At 52.3% G+C, this 24695-nt stretch carries 19 protein-coding genes; 6 read left to right on the forward strand and 13 right to left on the reverse strand.

The window, feature by feature from the left end:
• Nucleotides 1–53: 53 nt before the first annotated feature.
• Genes MUG09_RS10675 through MUG09_RS10685 form a run of 3 tightly spaced genes read right to left on the reverse strand, consistent with a single transcriptional unit; the run spans nucleotide 54 to nucleotide 3206 of the window.
• The gene (locus MUG09_RS10675) at nucleotides 54–833 is read right to left on the reverse strand and encodes a hypothetical protein (protein WP_244771412.1); all 780 of its coding nucleotides are present in this window, start codon (nucleotides 831–833) and stop codon (nucleotides 54–56) included.
• Nucleotides 830–2542, reverse strand: a complete 1713-nt coding sequence (locus MUG09_RS10680) for a phospho-sugar mutase (protein WP_244771413.1) — start codon at nucleotides 2540–2542, stop codon at nucleotides 830–832. Before MUG09_RS10680 ends, MUG09_RS10675 begins: the two co-directional genes overlap by 4 nt.
• Nucleotides 2505–3206, reverse strand: coding sequence for an HAD family hydrolase (locus MUG09_RS10685; RefSeq protein ID WP_244771414.1), 702 nt, complete (start codon nucleotides 3204–3206; stop codon nucleotides 2505–2507). Before MUG09_RS10685 ends, MUG09_RS10680 begins: the two co-directional genes overlap by 38 nt.
• Nucleotides 3207–3285: 79 nt before the next feature.
• On the opposite strand from MUG09_RS10685, the gene MUG09_RS10690 reads away from it, so the two are divergent.
• A complete protein-coding gene (locus MUG09_RS10690) occupies nucleotides 3286–4512 on the forward strand; it encodes a class I SAM-dependent rRNA methyltransferase (RefSeq protein ID WP_244771415.1) in 1227 nt (408 codons plus the stop codon).
• On the opposite strand, the gene MUG09_RS10695 is transcribed toward MUG09_RS10690, so the two are convergent.
• A complete protein-coding gene (locus MUG09_RS10695; protein WP_244771416.1) occupies nucleotides 4509–5147 on the reverse strand; it encodes a YkgJ family cysteine cluster protein in 639 nt (212 codons plus the stop codon). The genes MUG09_RS10690 and MUG09_RS10695 overlap by 4 nt on opposite strands.
• 55 nt (nucleotides 5148–5202) lie before the next feature.
• A complete protein-coding gene (locus tag MUG09_RS10700) occupies nucleotides 5203–6228 on the reverse strand; it encodes a magnesium transporter CorA family protein (RefSeq protein ID WP_244771417.1) in 1026 nt (341 codons plus the stop codon).
• A 293-nt stretch (nucleotides 6229–6521) separates the two neighbouring features.
• Here MUG09_RS10700 and MUG09_RS10705 point away from each other — a divergent pair, with 293 nt between their 5' ends.
• On the forward strand, nucleotides 6522–7073 hold the full coding sequence (locus tag MUG09_RS10705; protein ID WP_244771418.1) for an HDIG domain-containing metalloprotein: 552 nt from the start codon (nucleotides 6522–6524) through the stop codon (nucleotides 7071–7073).
• Here MUG09_RS10705 and MUG09_RS10710 read toward each other — a convergent pair.
• From MUG09_RS10710 to MUG09_RS10745, 8 genes are all read right to left on the reverse strand, one after another.
• A complete protein-coding gene (locus MUG09_RS10710) occupies nucleotides 7070–8554 on the reverse strand; it encodes a hypothetical protein (RefSeq protein WP_244771419.1) in 1485 nt (494 codons plus the stop codon). The genes MUG09_RS10705 and MUG09_RS10710 overlap by 4 nt on opposite strands.
• 40 nt (nucleotides 8555–8594) lie before the next feature.
• Nucleotides 8595–9641 (reverse strand): dihydroorotase, encoded by a 1047-nt coding sequence (locus MUG09_RS10715; RefSeq protein WP_244771420.1) that lies wholly within the window; start codon nucleotides 9639–9641, stop codon nucleotides 8595–8597.
• Nucleotides 9634–11367 (reverse strand): dihydroorotate dehydrogenase, encoded by a 1734-nt coding sequence (locus tag MUG09_RS10720; protein WP_244771421.1) that lies wholly within the window; start codon nucleotides 11365–11367, stop codon nucleotides 9634–9636. The genes MUG09_RS10715 and MUG09_RS10720 overlap by 8 nt, the downstream gene beginning before the upstream one ends.
• Nucleotides 11364–12230 (reverse strand): orotidine-5'-phosphate decarboxylase, encoded by an 867-nt coding sequence (gene pyrF, locus MUG09_RS10725; RefSeq protein WP_244771422.1) that lies wholly within the window; start codon nucleotides 12228–12230, stop codon nucleotides 11364–11366. The genes MUG09_RS10720 and pyrF overlap by 4 nt, the downstream gene beginning before the upstream one ends.
• 9 nt (nucleotides 12231–12239) lie before the next feature.
• Nucleotides 12240–12938 carry an orotate phosphoribosyltransferase gene (locus MUG09_RS10730; RefSeq protein ID WP_244771423.1) on the reverse strand — a complete coding sequence of 233 codons (699 nt, stop codon included), beginning with the start codon at nucleotides 12936–12938 and terminating at the stop codon, nucleotides 12240–12242.
• Nucleotides 12939–12955: 17 nt separating this feature from the next.
• A complete protein-coding gene (locus tag MUG09_RS10735; RefSeq protein ID WP_244771424.1) occupies nucleotides 12956–14560 on the reverse strand; it encodes a bifunctional aspartate carbamoyltransferase catalytic subunit/aspartate carbamoyltransferase regulatory subunit in 1605 nt (534 codons plus the stop codon).
• Between the two features lie 171 nt (nucleotides 14561–14731).
• Nucleotides 14732–17302 (reverse strand): GumC family protein, encoded by a 2571-nt coding sequence (locus MUG09_RS10740; protein ID WP_244771425.1) that lies wholly within the window; start codon nucleotides 17300–17302, stop codon nucleotides 14732–14734.
• A gap of 11 nt (nucleotides 17303–17313) precedes the next feature.
• Nucleotides 17314–18903 (reverse strand): polysaccharide biosynthesis/export family protein, encoded by a 1590-nt coding sequence (locus MUG09_RS10745; RefSeq protein ID WP_244771426.1) that lies wholly within the window; start codon nucleotides 18901–18903, stop codon nucleotides 17314–17316.
• A gap of 489 nt (nucleotides 18904–19392) precedes the next feature.
• Here MUG09_RS10745 and MUG09_RS10750 point away from each other — a divergent pair, with 489 nt between their 5' ends.
• From MUG09_RS10750 to MUG09_RS10765, 4 genes are all read left to right on the forward strand, one after another.
• Nucleotides 19393–20487 carry a BMP family ABC transporter substrate-binding protein gene (locus tag MUG09_RS10750; RefSeq protein ID WP_244771427.1) on the forward strand — a complete coding sequence of 365 codons (1095 nt, stop codon included), beginning with the start codon at nucleotides 19393–19395 and terminating at the stop codon, nucleotides 20485–20487.
• Nucleotides 20488–20581: 94 nt separating this feature from the next.
• Nucleotides 20582–22123, forward strand: a complete 1542-nt coding sequence (locus MUG09_RS10755; protein ID WP_244771428.1) for an ABC transporter ATP-binding protein — start codon at nucleotides 20582–20584, stop codon at nucleotides 22121–22123.
• A complete protein-coding gene (locus MUG09_RS10760; protein WP_244771429.1) occupies nucleotides 22120–23184 on the forward strand; it encodes an ABC transporter permease in 1065 nt (354 codons plus the stop codon). Before MUG09_RS10755 ends, MUG09_RS10760 begins: the two co-directional genes overlap by 4 nt.
• On the forward strand, nucleotides 23181–24152 hold the full coding sequence (locus MUG09_RS10765) for an ABC transporter permease (RefSeq protein ID WP_244771430.1): 972 nt from the start codon (nucleotides 23181–23183) through the stop codon (nucleotides 24150–24152). The genes MUG09_RS10760 and MUG09_RS10765 overlap by 4 nt, the downstream gene beginning before the upstream one ends.
• The last annotated feature ends 543 nt before the right edge of the window (nucleotides 24153–24695 follow it).

Raw genomic sequence — 24695 nt, forward strand, 5'->3', positions numbered from 1 at the left:
AGAACAGCAAAAGTACGGCATGAAAGGCTTGCATGCCTGTACAGGCCGGTTACTTACCCGGTTGCTTCATCCAAGGCGACCAGCAGGGAGAGCAAAGGCAGATCGATTCGTTTTTGCATATGCTGGTGATACAGTCTAGCAGCAAGACGGCTGTCCGCCCTCTTCTGCTTTCTCAAGCGTACGAGAGTATGAGCTGTCTGCAACAAGGCCTTGTCACTCATGCGCACTTGCAGAAACAACAATGCGGCTATGTCGGAAAGTTCATCAAGTGTTCCTTCGAACACGAAGGGAAGCGGACTCTCTTCCGAGACCAAGCACAGCGAGTTGCACAGCGCCAAGGCGTCCACTTTGGAAGCTTCATCAAGATATTCTTCCAAGACAAAGAGTTGCTGTTCGATAACTTCCTTCCGTTCGGATGCACGGACCTTCAACTCATAGCGTCTGCGCTGGGCCACCGAGGATCGAGTGTCGCGCTTTGCCAGGGCACTCCAGCCCAACAAGGTCAGGCCAACGCTGATGGCTATCTCATCGATGAGAGGCAGTGGATCGCGAATGGCAAGAGAGAGTACAAAATAAGAAGCGGTGAATATGAGGGCGCAGATGAGAAGACGAGGCACATACTGCTTATTCTGGATCCAGCGATCGACACAGAAGTCAATCGCCGAATACAGGGCGTACGTCGCCTCATCCTTCTGAGACTTTGTCAACATTCCGCTGCTTTTCAGCACCACCTCCTCATCTTCCTTCCAATCATCCATCCGATCAACATCCAGATACGGAGAGAGACAAAGACTGTTCTTCTGATGCCGGGAAAGTACATAACAGGTAATCAACTGAGGGCCGCCTTATAGGTTTGGATGCGCGAGGCGAGCTTGCGCTCATTGGCCTCACACTTCCCCCCTTCCATCGTGAAAAAGAGGTAGTATTTAATTTTGGGCTCCGTCCCGCTGGGGCGGACGACCAATTTGTCACCGCAAGAGAACCGGATTATCAGGACATCCGAAGGCGGGAAGGCCGTTTGCTTCCCATCAAGTAAATCCTGGATGCCCTCGATGGTGGAACCGGCAAGCTCATCACCGGGAGAAAGCTTGCGAAGATTGGCCATGATGGCTGCCATTTTTTCCTTTCCGCTGGCGCCTTCATAGTCCTTGGAGAAAACAGCTTCGGTGCTATAGCCCCACTTTGCATAAATCTGAGTGAGGCGCTGCTCCAACGTCAAACCTTGTGTGGCCCAATAGCACATCAATTCAACACTGGCAAGGGCGCTGCTTACAGCATCCTTGTCCCTGACTTGGGGAAGTGTCAGAAAGCCATAACTCTCTTCGCAACCGAAGAGAAAATACTCAGCTTCTCCTTTCGGTCCTTCCAAATCGGCGATCTGCTCGGCAATGTACTTGAATCCGGTAAGTACATCCTTGCATCGTCCGCCTTGACTCTCCACAATACGGGCTACCAGATCGGTGGTGACCAGGCTCTTGACCACCAAGGGTTTCTTGGTCAAGTGCTTATGACTGTCAGCCTCGACCAGATAGTCGACCAGCAGGGTTGCGATTTGGTTGCCGGTCAACAGTTGGTACTCCGTCTTCTTTGCGTCAAGTGGTATGGCGATGCCCAGTCGATCCGCGTCTGGATCGGTACCCAACACGATATCAGCCTTCTCTTTTTTTGCGAGTGCAATCGCCATCTCCATCGCTTTTGGGTGCTCCGGGTTGGGAAGCGGTACCGTGGGGAAATTCCCATCCGGTTCCTGTTGCTCGGGAACTACAATGCAGTGGATCCCCACCTTCTTCAGCAAGTGCTGGACCGGCACGTTGCCGGAACCGTGCAACGGGGTGTAGACCACTCTTACCGGGCTGTCCTGTACCAAGGAAGGTCGTCTCAGGCTCAACAGCGCTGTGTGGTAGTAGGCTTCATCAACTTTCTCGGGAACAGGGACCAAAAGACCCTTCGAACGGGCGACCTGTTCGCTCACTTCCTTGATGTCCTCGGCCTTGACGGCATTCGCCCTCTCGGCAATGCTGTAATCGTGTGGAGGCGTGACCTGCCCCCCATCGCGCCAATAGACCTTGTAACCGTTGTATTGGGAGGGATTGTGACTGGCAGTGATGACAATGCCGGCAGTCGTCTGCAGGTATCGCACCGCAAAACTGAGCATCGGAACCGGGTGCAGATCGGGATAGAGATAGACGGAAATCCCGTTGGCGGCGAGTACCAAGGCCGCCTCATTGGCAAAAAGATCGCTGTAGCGGCGGCTGTCATAGGCGATGACCACCGAAGGGTTCTTGGAGGCGTGGTTCAAATAGTCGCTCAAACCTTGGGTGACCTTGCGGACCATGAAGCTGTTCATCCGATTGGTTCCACCGCCGATGATGCCACGCATACCAGCTGTGCCGAAAGCGAGACTGGTATAGAAGCGATCATAGAGGGACTCCCATTTTCCTTGGGACAGTTCAGCCTCGACTTCGCTGGAGAACGCCTGCTGCCGTTCAGCTTTCAGATATGCCTCAGCTTTGTTTCTCAGATCCTTCTCGTTGTATGCCATAGATTGCATCCTCCAATTCGTGTATCGTATCGACAACCACAGCGTCTTGTAGAGCCAGCAGTTCTTCCTTGGGCCGAAACCCCCACGAAACAAGCACATGAGGACAGTCGGCATTGCGGGCAGTCTGCCAATCAACTTCACTGTCTCCGACATACAGCACCTCATGGGGGTGAAGACCAACTTTCCTGCAAAAGTAATCTATTCCCGAGCGATCGGGTTTCCTGGGAAATCCATCCTGCATTCCCCGCACCCACGAAAACGGGAAATCGGGAAACAAGGTGGATACTATGCGTTTGGTAAGCCCGTCTTCCTTATTGGAAAAAATGCCGATGAGAAAGCCCTGCCTATGCAAGTGCCCGAGCAACTCGACAACACCCTCATAGGGATGACTATACACTGCAAAGTGCTCTCGATAATAGTGAAGCATATCTTGATACAGCTGGTCGAACCGCTGCTCATCCACCCGGTGATCGTACCAAGCCAGGACTCCCTTCAATGCATTGGAAAGCCCCCTGCCCACCACGTGTTGGGTAAGGGTGGCTGAAGGAGGACTGAGATCTTCACCAGCTAGGGCATGAGCCAGCGAGCGGCGAATGTCCTCAATGGTATCGACCAGCGTCCCGTCCAAATCGAAGAGAATAGCCTTGACAACCGGTTCCTGCATAGGGTCATTATCCGGTATGCAGAGGGAGCAAGTCAACAAACGTTTTGACAAAACAAGGTGCTTCGGCTACTGTGTAGCCATGCAAATCATTACAATCAAGGATGGTAAGGAGAAACAGCTCCTTCGCCATCATCCCTGGGTTTTTTCTGGAGCTCTCCATACTCCAACCTCAGCACTGGAAACCGGTCTGGGCAGGGTTCAAACCCAAGACGGAGCGTTTATCGCCTACGGCTGGTACGATCAGGACAGCCATATCCCCCTTCGACTCCTCAGTTGGAATGAATCAAGGATTCCCGACGACTCGTGGTGGGCGCAGGCCATCACCGAAAGCGTACGCAGGAGAAGTTCCTTTTTTCAGGACAAAGGCGGCGGCACCACCACCTTCCGCATCATATTCTCGGAAGCCGACATGCTTCCGGGCGTAGTGGTTGATGTGTATGGAACCATGCTGAGAATCATCATCAGCGCCCGTGTCGCCTGGGACCATAAGGAGATAATCGTTTCCACCCTGGACAGCCTTCTCAAACCCTCTTTAATGCTGCTGACCACCGACAGTGCCTTCTGTGGTGCGGAAAAGCTCAGTGAAATCACGCTCTATTATCAGGACGGGCAATACTTCAATCCTGCTAAACGAATCGATCCCATCCGCTTCCGTGAAGACGGTTTGTATTATGAGGTGATACCCGGCAAGGGTCAGAAGAGCGGATTCTACTGCGACCAGCGGGAGAACCGCAAGGCGATTGAAGCCTATGCCAAGGATGCCGTGGTGCTCGATGGGTGTTCCTATACGGGAGCCTTCAGCCTTCATGCACTGCGCGCCGGGGCGAAGAGCGTCGATTTGTTCGACTCCAGCGACCCCGCACTTCGTCAAGCCTTGGTCCATGTACACATCAATCAGGATCTGAAGACCATACCCGAGGGCAGCCGCGCAAGGGTCACTACAACCGTTTGCGACATCTTCGAGCAGATGCGTGTCATTGAGAGCAACCACTATGACCTGATGATTCTCGACCCCCCGAAGCTTGCTCAGACGAAGGCACAGGCCGAGGGAGCACAAAAGGCCTACAAGGATTTGAACCGGCTTGCCATGCAGAAGATCAAGAACGGAGGCATCATCGCCACCTTCAGCTGCAGCGCATCCATCAGCGCCGAGCAACTTCGCATGATCCTTGCCTGGAGTGCAAAAGATGCCAACGTTGAAATTCAGATACTGAAGAGCCTGGGCCAGGCGGAGGATCATCCGATCCGTCTCTCGTTTCCGGAATCGGAATACTTGTGCGGATATATTTTGAGGGTGCTGCGCTAACTGGCCAACGGATTGGGAGTATCGTCGGGATTGGAATCATCCAAATCAAGCATGCCTGCCAGGAATTGCAGCTGGTCGAGCATGCTTGCCACCTTCTCTGGAAGGAATCCCACCTCCCCTTTCTGATCATCCAGGGACCGCAAGGCGTAGGAGTAATCCTGCATGACCGGCACATCGCTTTCAAAAACGATATGCTCGGGCATGGTTTTCTCTTCGTTGTACTTGCAGCGCCTGAATACGGCAGAACCATTCTTGTCCTGATAGGCACAGGCACCGAAGAGCCGGCAGATCAAAGGCCGTGCAGCATAGACCGAACAGTGGAACGGGGAGTCGAACCGATACAACGGGCAAGGACCCTTCTGATTGCCGATGCTCTGCTGCACTTTCTCAATCAAAGCTTCATCCTTCTTGATGAAAAGCAGGTATGCAGCAACCAGCCGGGCTTCGCTGGCGGTGATGTCCGGCATGAAGTGCTCACAGCAGGTGCCGCACCCTTGGGCGCAGGCAATAGCATGCTCACGGCAAAAAGAGGCTGTCTTTTGCTCTATTTCTGTATATAAGGAAAACAAGTCGGTCATGGATTGACCGGCATACGTTCCGCCAAATGCGGAACAGAGTTGTGCAATGCTGTCCATCTTTGAAGAACTCTCCCGAGAACTGAGAGATAGTAGCATTACAAAATTAAGCGAATCAATCGGGCAAAGACCGCTTTTTTCGTTTTTTTCTCCTAATTTCCTTGCCTGTCTCCCTCGCACCAAGCAAGGAGCGCTGGACCAATCGTGCATTACGTCGGTCGGAAAGCATCCAGCCGCCTATCAAGGCGCTCACTCCACAAAAGGAGAGGATGCCGATCCAGGCAAATGGATTGGTCATAAAAGGCAAATCAACATTCATTCCGTAGAATCCGGTTACGAACGTCGGGAACATCAAGCTGATGGAGATAATGGTCAGCCGTTTCATGATTACGTTCATGTTATTGCTGATGACCGAAGCAAATGCATCCATCGTTCCTGTGAGGATTGATGAGTAGATGTTCGCCATCTCGATGGCCTGCTTGTTATCGGTGATTACGTCGTCCAGGAAGTCACGCTCCTCTTCGCCGGCAAGCTTGAAGTAGGGGGTTCGCTGCAGGCGTTCGAGCAGGGCCTCGTTGGTGGTAAGGCTGGTTGAGAAGTAGACCAAGGACTTCTGGATCTGCAGCAGCTGAATCAGTTCATAATTCATGATGCTCTTCTGAAGCTGCTCCTCCACCTGGCTCTTCTGGCGGTTGATATACTTGAGCAGGCGGATGTAGACCATCACCGCCCGGCCAAGGATGCTGATCACAAATCCTTCCATTGTCTGTACAGGATACTGGCGGTAACGGTTCTTCGCAAAATCCTCAAGTACGATGCTATCGCTTTGGCAGATGGTGATAACGGTATCGCGGACCAGGACAATTCCCAAAGGAACGGCATACTGGTTGATTCCCTTGCAATCATCGGCCATGGCGGGCAGACGCACGATGAGAGCAACGTAATCGTCCTCTTTCTCAATGCGCGCCTGTTCGTCCTGGTCCATGATATCTGCAAGCAATTCACTGGAAATCGAATACTGCTCCTCAAGCTGGGAGATATCGTCACGGTTGATGTCGCGTGCATCAACCCAAGTGTAGGGAGCCTCCTGGATGGGATCTCCTGGATTCAGGCTCATCAGATTCTTTCTGATTGTGATCATACTTCCTCCGTGGATGGTTGGGGCGTTCTCCCGATTCCACAGGGGATGGACCTGGTAGGTTTAGCAGCAGTACCAGGAGGACGCCATAAGCGGGTTTCTAGGCAGGGGTGTTATACTACCACCGTCGTCTAACGTAGACATTGGCTCCTCCTTGCATGTGATGGCTTGCCTGTCTGGCGAGCACCGCACTCAGTCTACCATAGACCTAGAAGAAGAATAAAGGGGGCTTGGAAGAAAAAACGCCCTTTTCCAAATCATTCAAACCTCCTATACTCGGCGATAGGAGGAAGATAATGGTTAGTAGAGATGAAGCTGAAAAACTGTTGCGTAAGTATAATCCCAACGAGGCGTTGGTTTACCACGCATTCTGTGTTGAACAGACCATGGCTCGTTTCGCAACCGAGTACGGCCACGATGCCGAGTATTGGGCCCTCGTTGGCTTGTTGCACGACATCGACTGGGGGATGTTTCCCGAAGAGCACTGCAAGAAAGCCCCCGAGCTGTTAAAGGAAATCGACGTGGACGATGCATTCATCCATGCTGTCTGCAGTCATGGATGGGGACTGTGCAGTGACATTGAGCCCCGGCTATTCATGGAGAAGGTCCTCTACACCATTGATGAACTGACCGGCCTCGTATACGCAACAGCGCTCATGAGGCCTGAGCGGATGCAGGGCATGAGCGTAAAGTCGGTCAAGAAGAAATGGTCTTCCAAAGGCTTTGCAGCCGGGGTGAATCGTGATGTAATCGCCCAAGGCGCCCAAATGCTCGATATACCGTTGGAACACATCATCACCCTCACCATCGAGGCCATGGAGAAAGCAAGCGACAAAATCGGTCTTTAGGCAAGTGGCATCTGTTCGATTCGAACGATGCCGCTCTTATTAAGCACCACGGTGTAATGGCTGTAGTTGTCCAGATCCTCTTTCTTGGAGTACTCACGGATGATGAGATGCAAATGATAGACCCGTTCGCTGCTGAGTTGGTCGAGTTCATCTGCATTGGGATCCATCCGGAATACTACATCATTGGGATCATCCATCTCCTTGAGAAAGTCATCGAGCCTGATACGGGTAACGAGGGTGAAGTTGTTCTCCCTTGGAAAGCTGTCCCGTTGCAATGTGTGCTTGGTCAGCGGATGCATGGTCAAGTCACGGATGTAGTGAATCACATCCTCTTTGGGGAGCATATCCCTGAAGGGATTGTTTTTGTCTTTGCGGATTTCCTTGACGTAGGCGCTCAGGTCGTCGACATCCTCGAATGTAAGGCGTATGCGGCTCGAGCAGATTTTCTTGTTCGTCTTCGGTGAAAGGAAGGATGAAATTTCATCGGCCATCATTCGCGGAAGCACCGCCTTAAAGAAGAGGCGAAGCCACTCCTTGATTCTATCCTTGAAAACATAGCCGATGATTACGATGAACGCCCACTGAAAACTGTTTCGTATGAAGGTGGTCTCGGCAAAGATCGTCGTCAAGGTGGCAAACGCCATAGCAACACCTGCTGCGGTGCCGGCCAGTATCTCAGAAACACGCTTGGGCCAACGGGAGACTTCAGGAACCAGATAGAGCGAGGACTGCGTCCACTTCTTTAAAATGGCCTTTCGATACTGCACGGTCTCGGAATTCGTGCTTCCGCTGGGATAGTCATGCTCGCTGCGATACTCCATCTCCTCGCGGGAGAAACTCAGAAGGTTTGTCAGCGTCTTCTGCATCTGCTGCTGGAAGGTGCTTGATGCCATATACAAGTCGATGGCGTGCTTCTCACACAACAGGCTGATAGCTTCATCAGCCCAGAGGAAGGCCAACAACAATCGGTTGTCCGGACTGAATTTTGCCTGAATGGCTTCCAATAAGTCACGAATGGTCGAACAGAGCATTGTCGCATTGGTGTGCCAGGCATCCAAGGTCGCCTCAAGATCGTTGACCATTCCCAGTTTCACCATGTCCTTGCAATCCTGCAGGCAGGCTTTATTCTCATGACGTGCGGAATTGACCACAGTCTGCAACTCATGAATCACGTTTCGTTCGGGAACGCTGGTAACATCCTTAACCAAGTCGTCGGTGTACCGCTTGAGAATGGTCAGGGGGCTGAGATTGTTGCGTGCATCAAGAAGCTCTTCCAAAGTGATCTCGGGAGAGGAATATCTGCCGTGGCTCTGAAACTTATGCAAGAGCCGTTCCTCGGAATATGTGTTTTTATTCACATAGAGCTGTGGCGGCGAGAACAGGTAGTAATGTATTTCCCGTTCATACCGTTTAGTCTCAGGAATCGGCAGAATGAGTTTGGTTTCCAGATGCCTGCTCGAGTGTTTACGAAGATCTATCAAGTCGCCCTCCCGACTGCACTAGTATACAGGAGGGTCGGAGCTAACGCAATCGGAACTTGGCAAAGCTATCGTACGGATAGGCCCCCGCAGCAGCAAGGGAAAGAGCAGAAAGCTGATCATAGGAAGGAATGCATATTTCCCGCTCAGGCAGCCCTGCAACCTGTAAAACCCGCTCACCCAGCAGCCGGGCCAGCAGCTTGGCTGAAGCGCCCTGCTCGATCAACTGCTTGACCAGCAGAAGCAGGCCGCTGAACCCCGGGATGCCGCTTGCCCCCAGTTCCTTATCTTGAAGTGTGTGTGGGGCATGATCGGTCTCTACCCAATCAAACCTCCCCGCCAACAAGGCAGCGAAGAGCGAGCTTCGTTCAGTCTCACTTCGAAGCGGCGGGTTCATTTTCGCATATAGGTCATGATCGCAGGCATCCTTGCTGGACAGTAGTGCATGATGCGGAGTGACGGCACAACTGATGCGCCGACCCAAGCGTTTCGCCTCCTCGACAATACCCAAGGCTTCGACACTGCTGAGGTGGCAGATGTGCAGATGGCCTTTGAATCCAACCTCGCCCGAGAGCCTGATCTGGTCTCGCACAGAAGCCGTTTCAGCCTCAACTGGCCTGGCCATGCTATGGCTGGAGAAATCCCGACCATCCTCCAAGGAGGGTCTGAGAAGGGACTCCTTCTCACAGTGCAAGGCAACCATCCCCTCATATCCTGCAGAGGCCAGGGTTTGGTAGACAGATCGTTGCGTCTGCTCCTCGACAAGCCCCATATGACCTGTCGAGTGCCCGGCGAATAATTTCAGTCCGATGACGGAGGGAAAAAGCGATGTTGCCAGCTTGGCAATCGATTCAACCTGCCTTGGATCGGAGGTTACGCCGGCCCAGAGATGATAGCGAACTCCCACATTGCAGCGCCAGGCATCCTCAAGTCGTGTAAGAACAGCTTCCTCGGTAGTGAGCGGAGGACTCGTATTGGGCATGTCGAACAGCTCGTCGATGCCGCATTGAAGGGCAACCTGCATTCCATGCTGCAAGGTTTCCTTCTCTGCCTGACCCCAATCCCTGAGATGTACATGCGGATCAATCATAGGCCAACAACTCACTTGCTTCCCGTTTGAGGAAATCATACCGCATGAAGGTGCCCCAGCGGCAGGTAAGCCGGTCGCCGCAGGCACACTCCCCGCACATCCCGATCCCACACAAGGTCATCCTTTCCATAGAAAGATAGAGGTTCTCCTCCGTGATTCCTCGTCCCAGCAGTTTTCGGCTGGCGATGGCCATGAAGATTTCCGGACCTACAAGGTAGCAGGCCATCCCAGGGTCCAATGCAATGGTATCGAGCAGATCGAGCACCCTGCCCGGCCGTCCTCTATCGGCGATGCAGGTAAACGAGCCGAATGCACCCAGTTCGTCCTCAAGCAGGGCCTTTCCACTCACCTCTTCACTGGTTCCGATGAGGATGGTCATCTGCGTTCCCTGTTCTTTCAGTTGGGAAGCAAGGGATGGCAGCACTGCTACTCCGGTGCCTCCTGCTATCAAAAGGGCTTGCTTGGTCGGTTTGTTCTCCAGCTGCGCCCCATACAAGCCTCTCACAAACAGTTCAGAACCAACTGAAAGGTTGCACAGAGCTTCAGAGAAGGGGCCGCGTTTTTTAATGATGAATGTCAAGGGATCATTGTGAGCCACCGAGAACGGTTTCTCTCCTATCATGGGCAGCCACAGGAAGGCAAACTGACCGGCTTTGCAGTCAAGCTTTCCATCGAGGGTGATGAGCACCGTATCCTTGCCGTACTGCTTGAAGGCAGTCACTACATGTTTCTCGTAGGCCATCTGCCGCTCTGCGCTGAGAAAAGAGGAAGATGACGGGACGACGATCTTTCCAGTGGACAGCAACAGTGCTTGTGCCTCAGCCTTCACCGATGCAAGGTAGGCAGGCCAGGTGCGCTGGTCCACTGTTCCTAAAGCCGAACCGATGCCAACGGCGTCGGCTCCGGCTTCAATGAGAAGGGCTGCTTCCCAACCCTCGCTTACCCCACCCATCCCGATCAGAGGGATATCATCGCCACAGGCCAAGCGAATGGCCTTGACGGCCTCCAGAGCGTTCGGGAAGACCTGCCTGCCGCTGCAACCGCCTTTTCCTCCCAGCTTGTTCTGAAGAATAGGAGTCCCGCTGACAGGATCGATGTGCACGATGGGCCCGACTGTATTGATGGCGACCAATCCGTCGGCTCCGCTTTCGACCACCGCTTTGGCAATCAATCCGATGTCCTGGACGTTGGGAGTGAGTTTGACGAACAATGGAGCCTTGCAGGAGGTTGTTGCCTCCTTGATCGAGCGTACGTACTGGGCGGCAATCGACTGGTCGCATCCGATGGAAGAGCCATACCCGACTGAGGCGTGCGGACAGGAGAAGTTCAACTCAACCATATCAGCAACCTCATCAAAAGCCTTCACCAAGGTGATGAAATCCTCGATGCTGTTCGCAGAAAGCGAGACATTCAACAATGCGTTGAAGTCATGCTCGCTTCTGAGCTTTCTCAGTTCATACAACGCTTGCTCCAACCCAGGGTTGCGCAGCCCGACCGAGTTACCAAAGTTGCCTCGTTCGGTCTCACAGATGACCGGTTCTCGGTTGCCGGGATTAACCTCGACTTGGAAACTCTTGGTCGTTATGATGCCGATGCTCGGCACCTTGGTGTCGAAATACGTTAGCAAAGCGGGTTTTGTGGAGGCTACACCGCTGACGGTAGTCAGCAGGACATCCTTACGGCGATCAAGGTGACGGCGGCTCAGAACCTTCAGAACATCCTTCATAAGGCGGTCTCCATGATAAGTTGACGCAGGTTGGCCTCACAGATTTCCAGCCAATCCTCAGGCACGGGTCCCTGCTTCCAGGGATGTGTCAGTGCACTTGAACTGTTGATTCTTGCCAAGACCAAGGGATAACCGGTTGTTCGAAGAATCTCCATCACCTCAGTGGCAGAACCACCCTGACTTCCAACACCGGGGATCAGCATGGGTACTCGCTGGGCCTGATAGAAGGCTGCAATCGACCTTAACTCATCAAGATTGGTAGCTCCCACAACGGCTCCGACGCATCCACGCCTGTCATTGTAGGCGGCAATTTGGGAAGCAACCTCGAGATACAGCGGTCTTTGGTCAGAAAGCAGCAGGTTCTGCAAGTCCCTTCCCCCCGGATTGCTGGTACGGTTGAGGATGTACACACCCTTGTCCTCAAAGTCAGTGAAAGGCTTGACCGAGTCACTTCCCATGTACGGGGCAACAGTCACAGCATCGCAGGCCCAGGCATCGAACGCTTCCTGTGCATAATTGAGACTGCTTCGGGCGATATCACCGCGCTTGCTGTCCAGGATCACCGGGATGCCGGGGAAAAAGTTTTCCACCAAGTCTAGGACATCGACAAGAGCGAGACTTCCCGAGAAGTCCTCCTCTCGGGGCTTATCCAGACTCTGGTAGTATCCGATGTTGGGCTTGAACGCTGCAGGGATCAGTCCCGAGAGAACCATTCTTCGAAACAATTGCTGGAAAAATGCATTCACATCCGTTCGAAGATCTCCACTGCCCAGCGGCAACGACTCCCTCTGAGGGTCCAGCCCCATGCAGGCGATATTGCCTACCTGTTTCGCGCTTGCTTCAAGTAATGCTCCGTACTGCATGCTGTCTCCTTATTTCACTACCGGCTTGAATCCGTGCTTCTCCCCCCATCCGAAGGGATCCTCTCTCCACTGCGACAGAAGCCTGGCTTCCCCGTCGTTCACATACCCTGTTTTCAAAGCGCTGTCCACCATCACGTCATAGTCAAGGATGGTATGGAATGCGGCTGCAGGGTCCAACGCCTCAAAAGCCTTGACTGCGGCGTCGAAGCCGTAGGTGAAGATGGCCAGAGTATAAGGACAGACTCCCCCCGCCTTGACAATGGCCTCGACGGCTTTGATCGAAGAGCCTCCGGTGGAAATCAAGTCTTCAATCAGAAGAACCTTCGCTCCTTCGTAGCTGCCGCTCTGGCCCAAGCCTTCAATCTGCTGCCCCAACCCGTGATCCTTGCCTGAACTGCGCACATAGCTCAAGGGCTTGCCCAGCCGATCGGCAAGTGTTGTTGCATGGGGGATGCCGGCTGTAGCCGTTCCTGCAATATTGTCTGCGTCGAACGCAAGGCAATCCAGCATTTCAGCGAAGGCATCGCAGACCAGGCTTCTAGCCTTCGCTGACGCGAGCAGCCTTCGGTTGTCGTTGTAAATCGGCATGCGGTATCCGCTCGCCCAGGTGAACGGCTGTTGAACCTGGAGCTTGATGGCGCCCAAGTCCAAAGCCATGCTTGCCAAGAGTGGCCCGTAGTGATTGGTTACTTCAGTAATGATTTTCATGGTGTCTCCAGTCTACCCTATTTGTTCCGGCTCTTCCAGATTTCCTTGAACGTGTGGTTTTTACCGCAGTAGGCGCAGGCAAACCGATTGTCACGGGTCCTATAGAAGCGGGCAGGAACCCCTTCGCTCTGGTCGGGATGAGATATGCAGGCCTCATTTGTACATCCGAGGTCCTCGAAATTGTAGATGCGCGGGGGAAGGTGAAGACGGAATTTATTCACGACTTTTCCGCCCTGTATGAGGTTGAGCGTACTCCCCGGGGCAACCGCGCTCAGGCGCTTCAGATGTTTTCGGCTCAGCTCGTAGGAACCTGGGCGGAAGATGATTCCCTTGTAGGCAGTGCCATCCTTGTGTCCGGTACTCACCCACTCCCCGCCCTTGGCCTCATCCAGACCCAGAACACTGCTGATCAGACGCATATGGTCACGAATTTCACTCGGACTATCCCCTTTGCAGATATGATCAATGACCAGTCCGTCGTGAATCGGTTGTACCCCTTCGCTGATTACCTTCTCCCTGATCGGCAGCGCCGCCAGATTCACTTCCTGGATGTAATCCTCCTCTTCGGGCTCCTGTACAAGCCCGGCGGGTCGGAAGTCGCTCCCGATTCTCCCTGCTATCAGGGACAGCAGGACTATACGGACATACATGCCGTTGATCGACTGGCGCTCCCAACCATTGAATGGGGTCTCATCCAGAAAGGTCGGGATGGTCGGGGTGACTTTGTGTCGGGGAAGCGGGTGGTAGAATTTTGTTCCCGCCTTGATATGTTCCAAGAACTCCTTGCGGAAGGTGATGGAGCGCCTGAGCTCGGCCTGACGTTGGAGGATGCGATCTCCCATTCGTTCCAGCTGGGGTCTGGTGAAGTACCACTTGTCAGCAACTTCGTCCTGCTGAAGATAGGATTCGATGGATTCGAACATTCTCACTTCATACCCGTTCTCCCGCATCCTCTGTATGTAGGTTTCAGGCATGGCCAGCTCGACAGGGGCTATCAGATCCACCTTCACCTGCTTGAAGATCTTCAGGCCGTCGGCCTTGGAGTGCACAGTCCTGCCATGAAAGAGGTCCCCGACCAAAGCCAGGTGCAAAGAGTCGTTGCTCCAATTGTTGTCCTCGAGAAAGGTGAACTCATCCAGCAGCTCCTGCGTCGGGTGCTCGTGCTTGCCGTCTCCTGCATTGATGAAGGCGGGTTTGCGGTAGAGCTTGTTGCGCTTGGCGTAGGAGGCACATGTGTCCTCAAGCCAGCGGCAGACCCCTTCTAGCTTGCTTCGCACGATGAAGATGGTATTTGCATAGCCGCTGAGCGTATAGAACGTATCAGCATAGCTCTCACCCTTGTTGAACGAGGAGGAGTCGCTGTTCAGCTCGCTGACTTTTGCATGATGGAAATTGGCAGCGTTGCGGAAGGATTCCTTTGTCCTGGTGCTGTCCTCCAGGAAAACCTCATAGATACCGAAATCCTTGTCATCGATCCGATACTTCTCAAGTGTGGCTGCATCCTGGTTTTCCATCGCTTTCTTGAGGCTTCTCACTTGCTCAAAGAGATACTGCCTCTCCTCGATGGAGAAGTCCTCTATGACACACAACGACCGTGAGGTAAACACATTTTGTTGTTCCATCTTTGCTCCTTCAAAAAAAAAGCCGGCCCTACGACCGACTTTCTCATGCAATATACTGTGGGATATACCCTGTGCAGGACTGGCACACTGTTCTGTATCGTTTCCTACTCATTGGCTCCCCCCGAATTTTCTTCTCAGAACCTTAGCAGAGAGAAGCGATTCTGTCTAGTATCACTCCTCTTGTTTCTTCCCGACGGCATCAGGATCCTTTTCAATGGCTCCAAGTCCATCCAGTTCCACAACAGGTAAATCAGCCTTCGGCTTCTGCTGTGGCGATGCCGGCTTAGATTCCACCTTGGAGGGGGGAAGATCAGCAAACACACTGGTTCGGGCTTCGGTGAAGGCCGTACTGTGCGTTGTGGCATGCTCCTGGGCCCACGCCTCCAGCGTCCTGTACTCTGCATGCTCGCCAAAGGCTAGGATCGGATCAAACTGTTCACTGGAAATCTTACCACGGTTCCTGAGGTCTTGTTTATACCGCTTGCGGTACCATGAGGTGGAACGTCTGCGGCTATGGCTCTTGCTCTTCTTCCTGCTCCCGCTCTGGCCTTGGGCATACCCGTAACGGTAGGCTGAATAGCCATAGCCTCTGCCATACCCATACCCATAGCTTGAAGTAGTGCCGGGAATGACACCGTTGAATACAAACCCGATCAACGGGGCATTGGCGGTTCTCAGGTTGGAGACCAAATCGTAAAGAGAACCCTTGCTGGTAATACCTGCACGGACTGTAATAATGAGACCATCGACATGCTTACTGATGGAGAGCAACTCACTCGCTGACTCCAGCGGCGGAGCATCGATGATGATGAAATCATACAGATTCTCAAGATAGGACAATCCCTGGATGTACCGTGGATTTGAAAAGATGGCGGCAGGAACCAACGGGGCATTGCCCGGCGGCAGGAGATGCAGCGTGGGTGTATTCTCAAACGGCTGGATCAGACAATCCTCCAGTCTGGTCTTTTTGGTGACGAAGTCGACCAGACCGATCTCCCGATGCTTGAGACGGAAGTACCTCTCCATGCTGGGAAGGCGCAAGTCGCCGTCGATGACCAGGACCTTACTGCCCATCTGGGCGAGGGCGAGGGCCACATTGCCGATGATGGTGCTCTTGCCTTCAGCCATTGCACAAGAAGTAATGGAGAATACTTTCTTATCGGTTTTGTTGTACAGCATGTTCGCGACCAGCTTGAATCGTTCAGACTCGAAGGAGAGCGGATCGTTGTACACTGAAAGTGTAGGGTACTTGTCATTGTCAGAGACCTTCATCATCGGAATCCAACCAAGAATGGGAACATCCTTGCCGACAATTTTCTGGATTTGCTGTTCGCTTTGGATCGAAACATCAAGCGTTTCAATGCCCAAGGTAAGCAGGAGTCCTATCGCAGCACCGAGTAACATTGCTACGGCAATAATGAGAAGCTTGTTGGGACTGACCGGGTTGAGCGGGAGGTTGGCGGCATCGACCACCGTCACATTGCCGGTCACCGCGGCTTCGGTAAGCTTCACCTCCTCAAGCATCTCCCTGAGCTTGAGTCCGATGGCTTCATAAATCTGGACATCCCGCTGCAGCTCACTGAGTCTGCGCTCAAGTACGGGAAGCTGGGAGAGCTCCTCGACAAAAACGGCTCCACGCTTCTGCAGTACCTGGATGCCCACCTCGGTAGTGAGCGCCTGGACTATGGCCTGGGTGTTCGCCTCGTTCGCATACTTTTTGGTCAGGGAGGCCACACGGTTGAGCAGCTCCTTGGTGACCTGACTGATGGCGCTGCTAATCACATAAGTGCGAGAAGAGGAGTCCAATGTGGTGGAGGGTGCCAATGTAGCGGTATTGCGTGCCGGATTGGAAAGGGATTCATACATCGTAAGTTCCGTCTTCCAAGCGCTCAAATCGGCAAGCTTGGAGATGATCACACTGTCGTTCTTGATCTGTTCAAGAGTCAGCACCCCGTCGATGCCGGCCTGCTTGAGGGAAGCGTTATAAGAGTCGATGAAAACCTCTGACTCCTTGAGCTGTAGCTTAAGTGGCTCCAGACGCAGGGTGTAGTAAGAGATCTGCTCGACGAGCAAGGAGCTCTTGTCCGTGAGTTGGATGATGTCACTGTTCTCCCTGAAATCGCCCAGGGCATCACCGGCTTTGGAAAGTTCACGGTCATTGATGGGAATCTGCGACTCGATGAATTCTCGCTGGGCGGTCTTCGAGTTCTTCGCAATACCGGTGAGCAACGAGTCGTAGCTTGCAGCCAAGGCATTGGCAAAATCACGGGCAAAGGCGGGATTGGCATCCGTTACCGCAATACGGACGATGTTGGTATCCTTCACCGTCGAAACAACGATGCGTTCCTTCACATTACCCAGGACTTCCTTGCTTCTATAGTCAATCCCATCACTGCTGTGGTAGGAGGACAAGTCCAGGGTCCCAAGCGCATACTCAATGTTTTTACGGCTGGTGATCAATTCGACTTCAGTAGCAATCTTTGTAGTCGAGGCGGAAACATCCAGCAATGATTCAAAAGAAGACGAACGTTGAATCGGCTCTACCAGAACCGAAACCTGACTCTCATACTGAGGTACTGCTATCTGCAGATATCCCACTGCAAGGCCGACAACCAGCACCAGGCCGATGACGAACCAGCGAAAACGCTTACGGAATATATGCAGCAACTCAGCTATCGAGATGCCTTCCTCCCCCGAATCATAGGGTGCTAGAGTATTCTGCAACTCTTCTTGTTGACTCATCTACGCTCCTCCTACAGGGTCCTGGCATCGAGAATGATGTTGACGACTGTGGCAACGATGCCAAGAATGGAACTGACCAAGCCGATTACGGCTACAGTCGGGGCAATATCCCGTACAAATGAATTTTTTGCAACCGTGATGGTCGACTCGGGCTGGATCGGCAATCCAGAATCCACCTTCCTGCCGTCGGGACCATATACACTGATTGAAGTAGGATAGGTTGCGTCGTCACTCAGGCCGCCGGCAAGCGCAATATAGTAATTGATACCCTTGTCGGGAACATAGGCAAACACTCCCGAGCGCACAACCGCGCCGCTGACTGTCACAAGCCGCTGGTTGAAGGGAATGAGGAAGGTATCTCCGCTTTGCAGGCGCATCGAAGCCTGGTCGTTCGTTCCATAGAGTATCTGTTGGGCCTTGATCGGAATTTTCTCTCCGCTTCTGAGCAGGTAGGCGCCATCGAGATCACTTACGGTCATCAGTCGCGGGGATATGGTTGACAGCATATGCCTGAGGGTTTCCCCTGGATAGAACTGGTAGAAAATCCTGCCTGACGTGTACCCGACTAACGCAGTGGAACTGAGTGTGTCGAACGCTTCAGTGGTGGCAACCGCACCCTCGATCGTCACACTCTGCATACTGGGTACCAGCGTATCGACGATCACTTGGTCCAAGTGCTGCAGTGCAAACGACGGCTCCTTCACCAGATCGACGTAGTGAACATCCCAAATCCCCGTTGTGCTGTTGTATCGTTGCAAGCGGATGTTTTGAACATCAGAGCCACCGAGAACCCCTCCGCCATAGGAGGATACAAGAGAGGAGAGTGTATCTTGTTCGAGCAGCTGATAGGTCCCTCTTTGGTAGACGTTTCCACCAAGGCTTATCATCTTACGGGCACGCGTAAGCCTCACGATATCACCGCTCTTAAGCAGCGGGTCTTCAGACAGTTCACCTTTTTTCAACGCTCTGTACAAATCATATTTCTTGGTCGTTCCATCAACCGAGGTTATTTCCACTTCACGCGTGGAGGCATAGGAGCTGGCGCTCTGAACCACTTCGGAAAGTCTGGAAAGGCCCCAGGCAGGAACAACCCTCGTTCCTACAACCTCCCCCACTACGGAAACGGTGAACGATCCGGTACCGGTGAACACCACCTGGGGGTTGGAGAAACTGTGGTAGGTCTGCACCATCGAGAGAATGTTTTTTCTGAGCTCCTGGAAGGTAAGCCCCTTGCCGTCGATGATACCCAACCCGGGGATTGCAACCGAGGCCTGATCGTCTGCCTGCAAATCCAGGGTGACCGTCTTCATCCCATCCAAATAGACAAGTCGGAAGGTGTCACCGGGTGTTACCGGATAATTGGAGTTGCTGATGGCACTGAGAACACGCTGGGTCGCATCCAACTGATCGCTCGTTTCAACAAGCCCAAGCTGCTGGGCATAGCTTTGTATTTGAAGCGTTTCCTGCTCGGTTGCCTCTTTCTGCACAGGACCAAAAAGAGGAGAGCGTATGACCAGCCCGGCATCTTGTGCCTGAAGACCGGCGATACACACGAATAGCAACAGTACGAGAATCAAAACCGGCGTTCTACTTTTCTTCATGCTATGAAATCCTTCACTTCTGAAGTATCTGTGGAATTTAGTACAATAGGATGCGTACCATCCTAACATTTGTCATAAGCTGAAACAAGCATCAATGCGATATATATACAAGAAAACACACTTCAACAAAAACTATTACAGAACTGAATGAATGTTGCAACGAACTTGCTATATGTTCCATTTTTACCCACATATTCCAATTCTTCTTGGTATATGTAACAACATAAACCCCTAATTGCAACAGTTTTCTTCCCAAACCGCACCTATCTGCACACTTTTTTTAATTTTGTTGCATTTTGAGGGAAATAGTACAATTACTAATTTCTTTTTCAATTTCCCACTTTTTTTTTACCGAACTCTGAGTTTTACCTCTTTTAATGTTTCTAAAGATTGTTTTGACAGCAGGAAAATCGTCACGTATAATTTGAAACAGTTGAGGTTCTTCAAGTACTATCAACGCCATCACGCAATCTTTTTAAGGAGAGAATCATGAAAAAAGGTATTGTTCTTCTGTTGATCGTGCTGTTGGTTTCTTCCTTCGCCTTCGCGCAAGGAACAAAAGAAGCTGCCGGTTCGGCAGATGCCCCGCTGAAAGTGGGCGTCATCTACATCAGTCCTCCTGGAGACATGGGCTATTCCTACATGCATGACCAAGGCACCATCGCCATGGAAAAGCATTTTGGAGACAAAGTTCAGGTCATTCGCATGGAGGGAATTCCCGAGAACGAGAGTAGCGAACGGGTTATGGAGAACCTCATCGACGAAGGCTGCAAGGTTATCTTCGCCAATTCCTACAACTATCAGCAGTACATGCTCAACGTTGCAAAGAGATACCCCAATGTCTATTTCGAGCACTGCTCGGGTTATCTCGCAAATGACAACATGTCCAACTACTTCGGCAGGATGTATCAGATGCGCTATCTCTCCGGAATGATTGCCGCCAAGATGTCCCCCTCCGGCAAGCTCGGCTATGTCGGTGCCTACAACACTCCCGAAGTTGTTCGCGGCATCAACGCATTCGCCCTGGGCGCCCGCGCCATCAACCCCAAGGCTACCGTTACTGTTGTTTGGACAAACACTTGGTTCGATCCTTCCCTGGAGAGACAAGGTGCCATCGCCCTGCTCGATCAGGGTTGCGACGTCATCGCACAGCATCAGGATACCACCGAGCCTGCCAAGGCCGCCATCGAGAGAGGCAAGTACGCCATCGGTTACAATGCCGACTTCCGCGGCATGATCGGCGACGACCGCATTCTCGTATCCCCGATGTGGAACTGGGGCAACTACATGATTCCTGCTGTCCAGAGCGTGTTGGATGGAACCTGGAAGAGCCAGAGCTATTGGGGTGGACTTGAGGACGAGATGATTCATCTCTCCCCGATTTCCCCGCTCGTACCCGCTGACTTCGTCAAGCAGGTTGAAGCCAAGCAGACTGAAATTCACGACGGCAAGTGGGATGTATTCTGGGGAGCCTTGAAGGACAACACCGGTGCTGTCCGCCAGAATGCCGGCCAGAAGATGAGCGATGAAGCCATGCTGACCATGGATTGGTTCGTAGAAGGCGTCGTCGGAAGAGTCAACTAATCATTGATCCTCAATTGAGAGGGGCGGGCAAACGCCCGCCTCTCCTTGATTAACCCTATACCGCCCATTTTCGGGCACTTCAAACGGACAGAACATGAGTGAATTCAACACCGACGAAACGCCCGTCGTGCGTATGGTCAACATTACCAAACACTTTCCCGGGGTCCTTGCGAACGACCAGGTGAGTCTGACCTTGCACAAGGGAGAAGTTCTTGCCTTGCTTGGTGAGAACGGAGCCGGCAAAAGCACCCTGATGAACATGCTGGTCGGCTTGTATCGGCCGGACAGTGGAGAAATCTACGTCAAGGAAAACCTGGTCGAGATCAACTCCCCCCAAGACTCCATGGCTTTGGGTATCGGCATGATCCACCAGGAGTTCATGCTGGTGGGCAACATGAGTGTTGCCGAGAACATCATCCTGGGAATGAAGGATCTTCCATTCATTCCTCCAATGGCAGAGATAAAAGCGAAAATAACCGAATTGAGCAAACGTTACGGTTTGCAGGTTTATCCCGATAAAATCATCCAGGATCTCTCGGTGGGAGAACAGCAGCGCGTTGAAATTCTCAAGCTGTTGTATCGCGGAGCCGATATTCTCATTCTCGACGAACCGACGGCTGTCCTCACCCCCGGCGAATCCCGGGATTTGAACGAGATTCTGAAGAAGATGTTGGCTGAAGGCAAGAGTGCCATTTTCATCACCCACAAGATGGATGAGGTCATGGAGTTCAGCCACACTGTACAAGTCCTGAGAAGGGGTAAATGTGTTTCAACCTGCCCCACCAAATCGATCAAGCGGGTACAAGACCTTGCCAACATGATGGTAGGCCGCGATATCCTTTTCTCTTTGGATCGCGGTCCCTATAAGCCCGGCGATGTCATGGTGGAAGCCAAGAACGTGGTTGTACTACCGGTCGGCGGAGGGAAACCCGTGCTCGACCATGTCAGTTTCTCCATCCGGGGTGGAGAGATTTTCGGCATTGCCGGTGTTGCAGGCAACGGCCAGCAGCAGCTGACCGAAGCCATCACAGGGCTGTTGAGGGTAAATGAGGGTTCCATTTACCTCAATGGGAAGGATATGACCAACAAGACCCCGCTGCAGGTCATTAAAAGCGGTGTCAGTCACATTCCAGCCGACCGCGGACGTATGGGTGTGGTCGGTGATATGAGTGTCGGTGACAACCTCTCCATGAAGAAATACCGCACCGACGAGCTGTCCAGCCATAGTGTGATAAAGCGGAATTGGGTCCGCAAGTTTGCAGACCACCTCATCGAGGTATTCACCATCAAGACACCGAACCAGGATACCTCGGTCAAGTTCCTCAGCGGAGGCAACATCCAAAAGACCATCCTCGCCCGTGAGATTGATTCCTGCGGTGGAATTTTAATCGCAGTGTATCCATCGCGGGGGCTCGATGTCGGGGCCACCGAGGCGGTTAGGCAGAATATCATCAAGCAGAGAGACAAGGGAAACGCTGTGCTGCTGGTCAGCGAGGAGCTCGAGGAACTCTTGATGGTGGCAGACAGAATTGCAGTCATGTTTGAAGGAAGAATTATGGACATTGTGAATGCAGCGGATGCAACAACTGAGGAGCTTGGCATGTTGATGGCTGGCGTTGACAGGAGGGATATATGAGATTCAGCCTTGAAAAGCGGGATAACCGCTCCAAGAAAATGACCATCCTCGTGCCTATTGTCAGCCTGCTCGTCTCCTTTATACTCGGGGCGATCGTCCTGTCCATCTCCAATGCAAATCCGGCGAGAACCTACGTAGCCATGCTCAAGGGAGCTTTCGGCAGCCAGACAAAAATACAGTACACGATCGCAAAATCGATTCCGTTGCTGCTGTGCGGCCTTGCAGTGGGTATTGCATTCCGTCTCAAATTCTGGAACATCGGAGCTGAAGGCCAATACATCAGCGGTGTAATCGGCATCACGTGGGTCATGCAATTCTGGACCTTCCTTCCCACCTATCTCCTGTTGCCCGTAGGCATGGTTGTAGGTATTCTCTTTGGCGCTATGTGGGGAGGCATTCCAGGGGTCTTGAAAGCACAGTGGAGCGTCGACGAGACACTTACTACGCTGATGATGAACTACATCATCATCGGATATGCCGAGTACCTGTATATCAATGCTTGGAAAGCACCCCGTGGAAACATGGGAACGGTCCTGTATCCCGAAGCGGCTTGGTTGCCGAGAATCTGGGGAAGAGTGCACGCCGGGGTCTACTTCGCCTTGATTCTTGTCGTCATTCTCTGGTTCGTGCTGTATAAGACACGATGGGGTTTTGAACTCAATATGATCGGCAAGAACCAACGGGCCGCCCGTTGTCAGGGTGTTTCCATCAAACGGAACATCATCCTGGCCATGCTGGTCAGCGGAGGCATTGCAGGCCTTGCCGGGGTCATCGACAGCGCTGCGGTGACACACCAGCTTACCAAGGGTGTCAACAGCGGGTATGGCTTCACCGGCATCATCATTGCATGGATGAGCGGACTCAATCCCTTTGTCTCCATCCTCGTAGCCGTCATCATGGCGGCCCTTGAAACGGGATCGGATGCACTTCAGATTATGAAGCTGCCCTCTGCGATGGGTGAAGTGATGCAGGGTTTGATTCTCATTCCATTGCTCGCCGGCAGTATTTTTGCAGAATATCGACTGGTGATCCATGCAAAGCACAAGGAGGCTGTCGTATGAACTTCCTGGACTTTTTTACCCGACTGCTGGCAGCAACGCTCGCTATGGGTACTTCGCTCACCTATGCAACCTTGGGTGAGGTATACACCGAAAAAACCGGTATTCTCAACCTGGGTATGGAAGGTACCATGCTCATGGGAGCTTTGGCCGGTTTTGCTACAGCTTACAATACAGGCAACCTCTACATTGCGTTGGTGGTCGCCATGGTCGTAGGAGCCATGCTCTCCCTGATTCACGCATTTTTGTGCATCACCATGCGTGCAAACCAGGTAGTAGCAGGCTTGGCCATCACCATGTTCGGTACCGGTCTGGCAAACTTCCTTGGGCAAAGACTGGGACCGGCAACGAACAATTTCAACCTCACCGGTATGAATCTTGCCTCCAAATTCGACAATATTGCCATTCCGGGCCTCAGCCAGATTCCGATCATCGGGGCTCTCTTCGATGTTTCCATCCTTACCTATGCTCTGTACTTCCTCTTGCCGTTCGCCTGGTTCTTCCTCTATAAGACCAAGCACGGCATGGTTGTTCGTGCAGTAGGAGAGAATCCGAGAACAGCTGCCGCCATGGGTATTTCGGTATCGAAGATCCGTTACCTCTATACTACCATCGGCGGTATGTTCGCCGGCTTGGGCGGGGCATGCCTGTCGCTCAGTTTCATCCCCAGCTGGAATGAGGGCATGACAGGCGGAAAGGGCTGGATCGTCATCGCACTAGTGATTTTCTCGGCATGGAATCCCGGTCGTGTGGTAATCGGAACCTTGGTGTTCGGTGGTATCACCAGCTTGCAGTTCAGCCTCCAGGCGGCTGGATTCAAGATGGTTATTCCCGCCCAATTCCTTGGTTTCTCACCCTATCTGATCACCCTTTTGGTACTCACCGCCATGACCATCATCAACCAAAAGAAACGAGGCTCCTTCGCATCCCCTACTGCGTTGGGCACTTCTTTTGCAATCGATGACAAATAAGGGATAGAAGCTTCCCTATTCAACAATCACGTCTTTACACCACCTTGCCTTCAATTTACGGCAAGGTGGTTTTCTTTTGGTGTACCATTGCAATACAACCATTGCATTCTATATGATTATTACTGTTGGATTTTATCCATTATGTACTTATTTCGATAGTTTACACTAACTATTAATTTTTATTGACAATAATTGTTTATAATTGTTATATTTTAATTGACAATACACCTATTTTCTGATATTCTTAGAATCGAGAAGAAGTCTTACCGTAGGTATTCTCCTATGCAGAAGACGCAAGATCTGATCACAAGCAGGCAATTATTGCCAACCTAAGAACAGCTTCCTTACATTCTTTAGCGAAAGGACCTTGAGAGCGTAAGAAAAACCGTTTTTGTGAGGGGTTTGGAAGCTTGTAAACACACAAGCCAGTTTGCGGTGCGATAAGACGTTTTACGTCATTCAAGATTTTCAGCTTCAACGAGTATCCCCTCAAGGTGAGAAAGGCAGCAACACGCCTTCAACAAATCCAGCAGGGTACTTTTT

It is taken from the genome of Sphaerochaeta associata (assembly GCF_022869165.1).
Classification (GTDB): domain Bacteria; phylum Spirochaetota; class Spirochaetia; order Sphaerochaetales; family Sphaerochaetaceae; genus Sphaerochaeta; species Sphaerochaeta associata.

Excerpts from the sequence above, each read along its gene's own strand:
- MUG09_RS10695 (WP_244771416.1), bottom strand. The coding sequence starts at position 5,147 with ATGGACAGCATTGCACAACTCTGTTCCGCATTTGGCGGAACGTATGCC.
- MUG09_RS10750 (WP_244771427.1), top strand. The coding sequence starts at position 19,393 with ATGAAAAAAGGTATTGTTCTTCTGTTGATCGTGCTGTTGGTTTCTTCC.
- MUG09_RS10755 (WP_244771428.1), top strand. The coding sequence starts at position 20,582 with ATGAGTGAATTCAACACCGACGAAACGCCCGTCGTGCGTATGGTCAAC.
- pyrF (WP_244771422.1), bottom strand. The coding sequence starts at position 12,230 with ATGCAGTACGGAGCATTACTTGAAGCAAGCGCGAAACAGGTAGGCAAT.
- MUG09_RS10680 (WP_244771413.1), bottom strand. The coding sequence starts at position 2,542 with ATGGCATACAACGAGAAGGATCTGAGAAACAAAGCTGAGGCATATCTG.
- MUG09_RS10715 (WP_244771420.1), bottom strand. The coding sequence starts at position 9,641 with ATGATTGATCCGCATGTACATCTCAGGGATTGGGGTCAGGCAGAGAAG.
- MUG09_RS10720 (WP_244771421.1), bottom strand. The coding sequence starts at position 11,367 with ATGAAGGATGTTCTGAAGGTTCTGAGCCGCCGTCACCTTGATCGCCGT.
- MUG09_RS10745 (WP_244771426.1), bottom strand. The coding sequence starts at position 18,903 with ATGAAGAAAAGTAGAACGCCGGTTTTGATTCTCGTACTGTTGCTATTC.
- MUG09_RS10705 (WP_244771418.1), top strand. The coding sequence starts at position 6,522 with ATGGTTAGTAGAGATGAAGCTGAAAAACTGTTGCGTAAGTATAATCCC.
- MUG09_RS10700 (WP_244771417.1), bottom strand. The coding sequence starts at position 6,228 with ATGATCACAATCAGAAAGAATCTGATGAGCCTGAATCCAGGAGATCCC.
- MUG09_RS10740 (WP_244771425.1), bottom strand. The coding sequence starts at position 17,302 with ATGAGTCAACAAGAAGAGTTGCAGAATACTCTAGCACCCTATGATTCG.
- MUG09_RS10690 (WP_244771415.1), top strand. The coding sequence starts at position 3,286 with ATGCAAATCATTACAATCAAGGATGGTAAGGAGAAACAGCTCCTTCGC.
- MUG09_RS10765 (WP_244771430.1), top strand. The coding sequence starts at position 23,181 with ATGAACTTCCTGGACTTTTTTACCCGACTGCTGGCAGCAACGCTCGCT.
- MUG09_RS10730 (WP_244771423.1), bottom strand. The coding sequence starts at position 12,938 with ATGAAAATCATTACTGAAGTAACCAATCACTACGGGCCACTCTTGGCA.
- MUG09_RS10760 (WP_244771429.1), top strand. The coding sequence starts at position 22,120 with ATGAGATTCAGCCTTGAAAAGCGGGATAACCGCTCCAAGAAAATGACC.
- MUG09_RS10735 (WP_244771424.1), bottom strand. The coding sequence starts at position 14,560 with ATGGAACAACAAAATGTGTTTACCTCACGGTCGTTGTGTGTCATAGAG.
- MUG09_RS10685 (WP_244771414.1), bottom strand. The coding sequence starts at position 3,206 with ATGCAGGAACCGGTTGTCAAGGCTATTCTCTTCGATTTGGACGGGACG.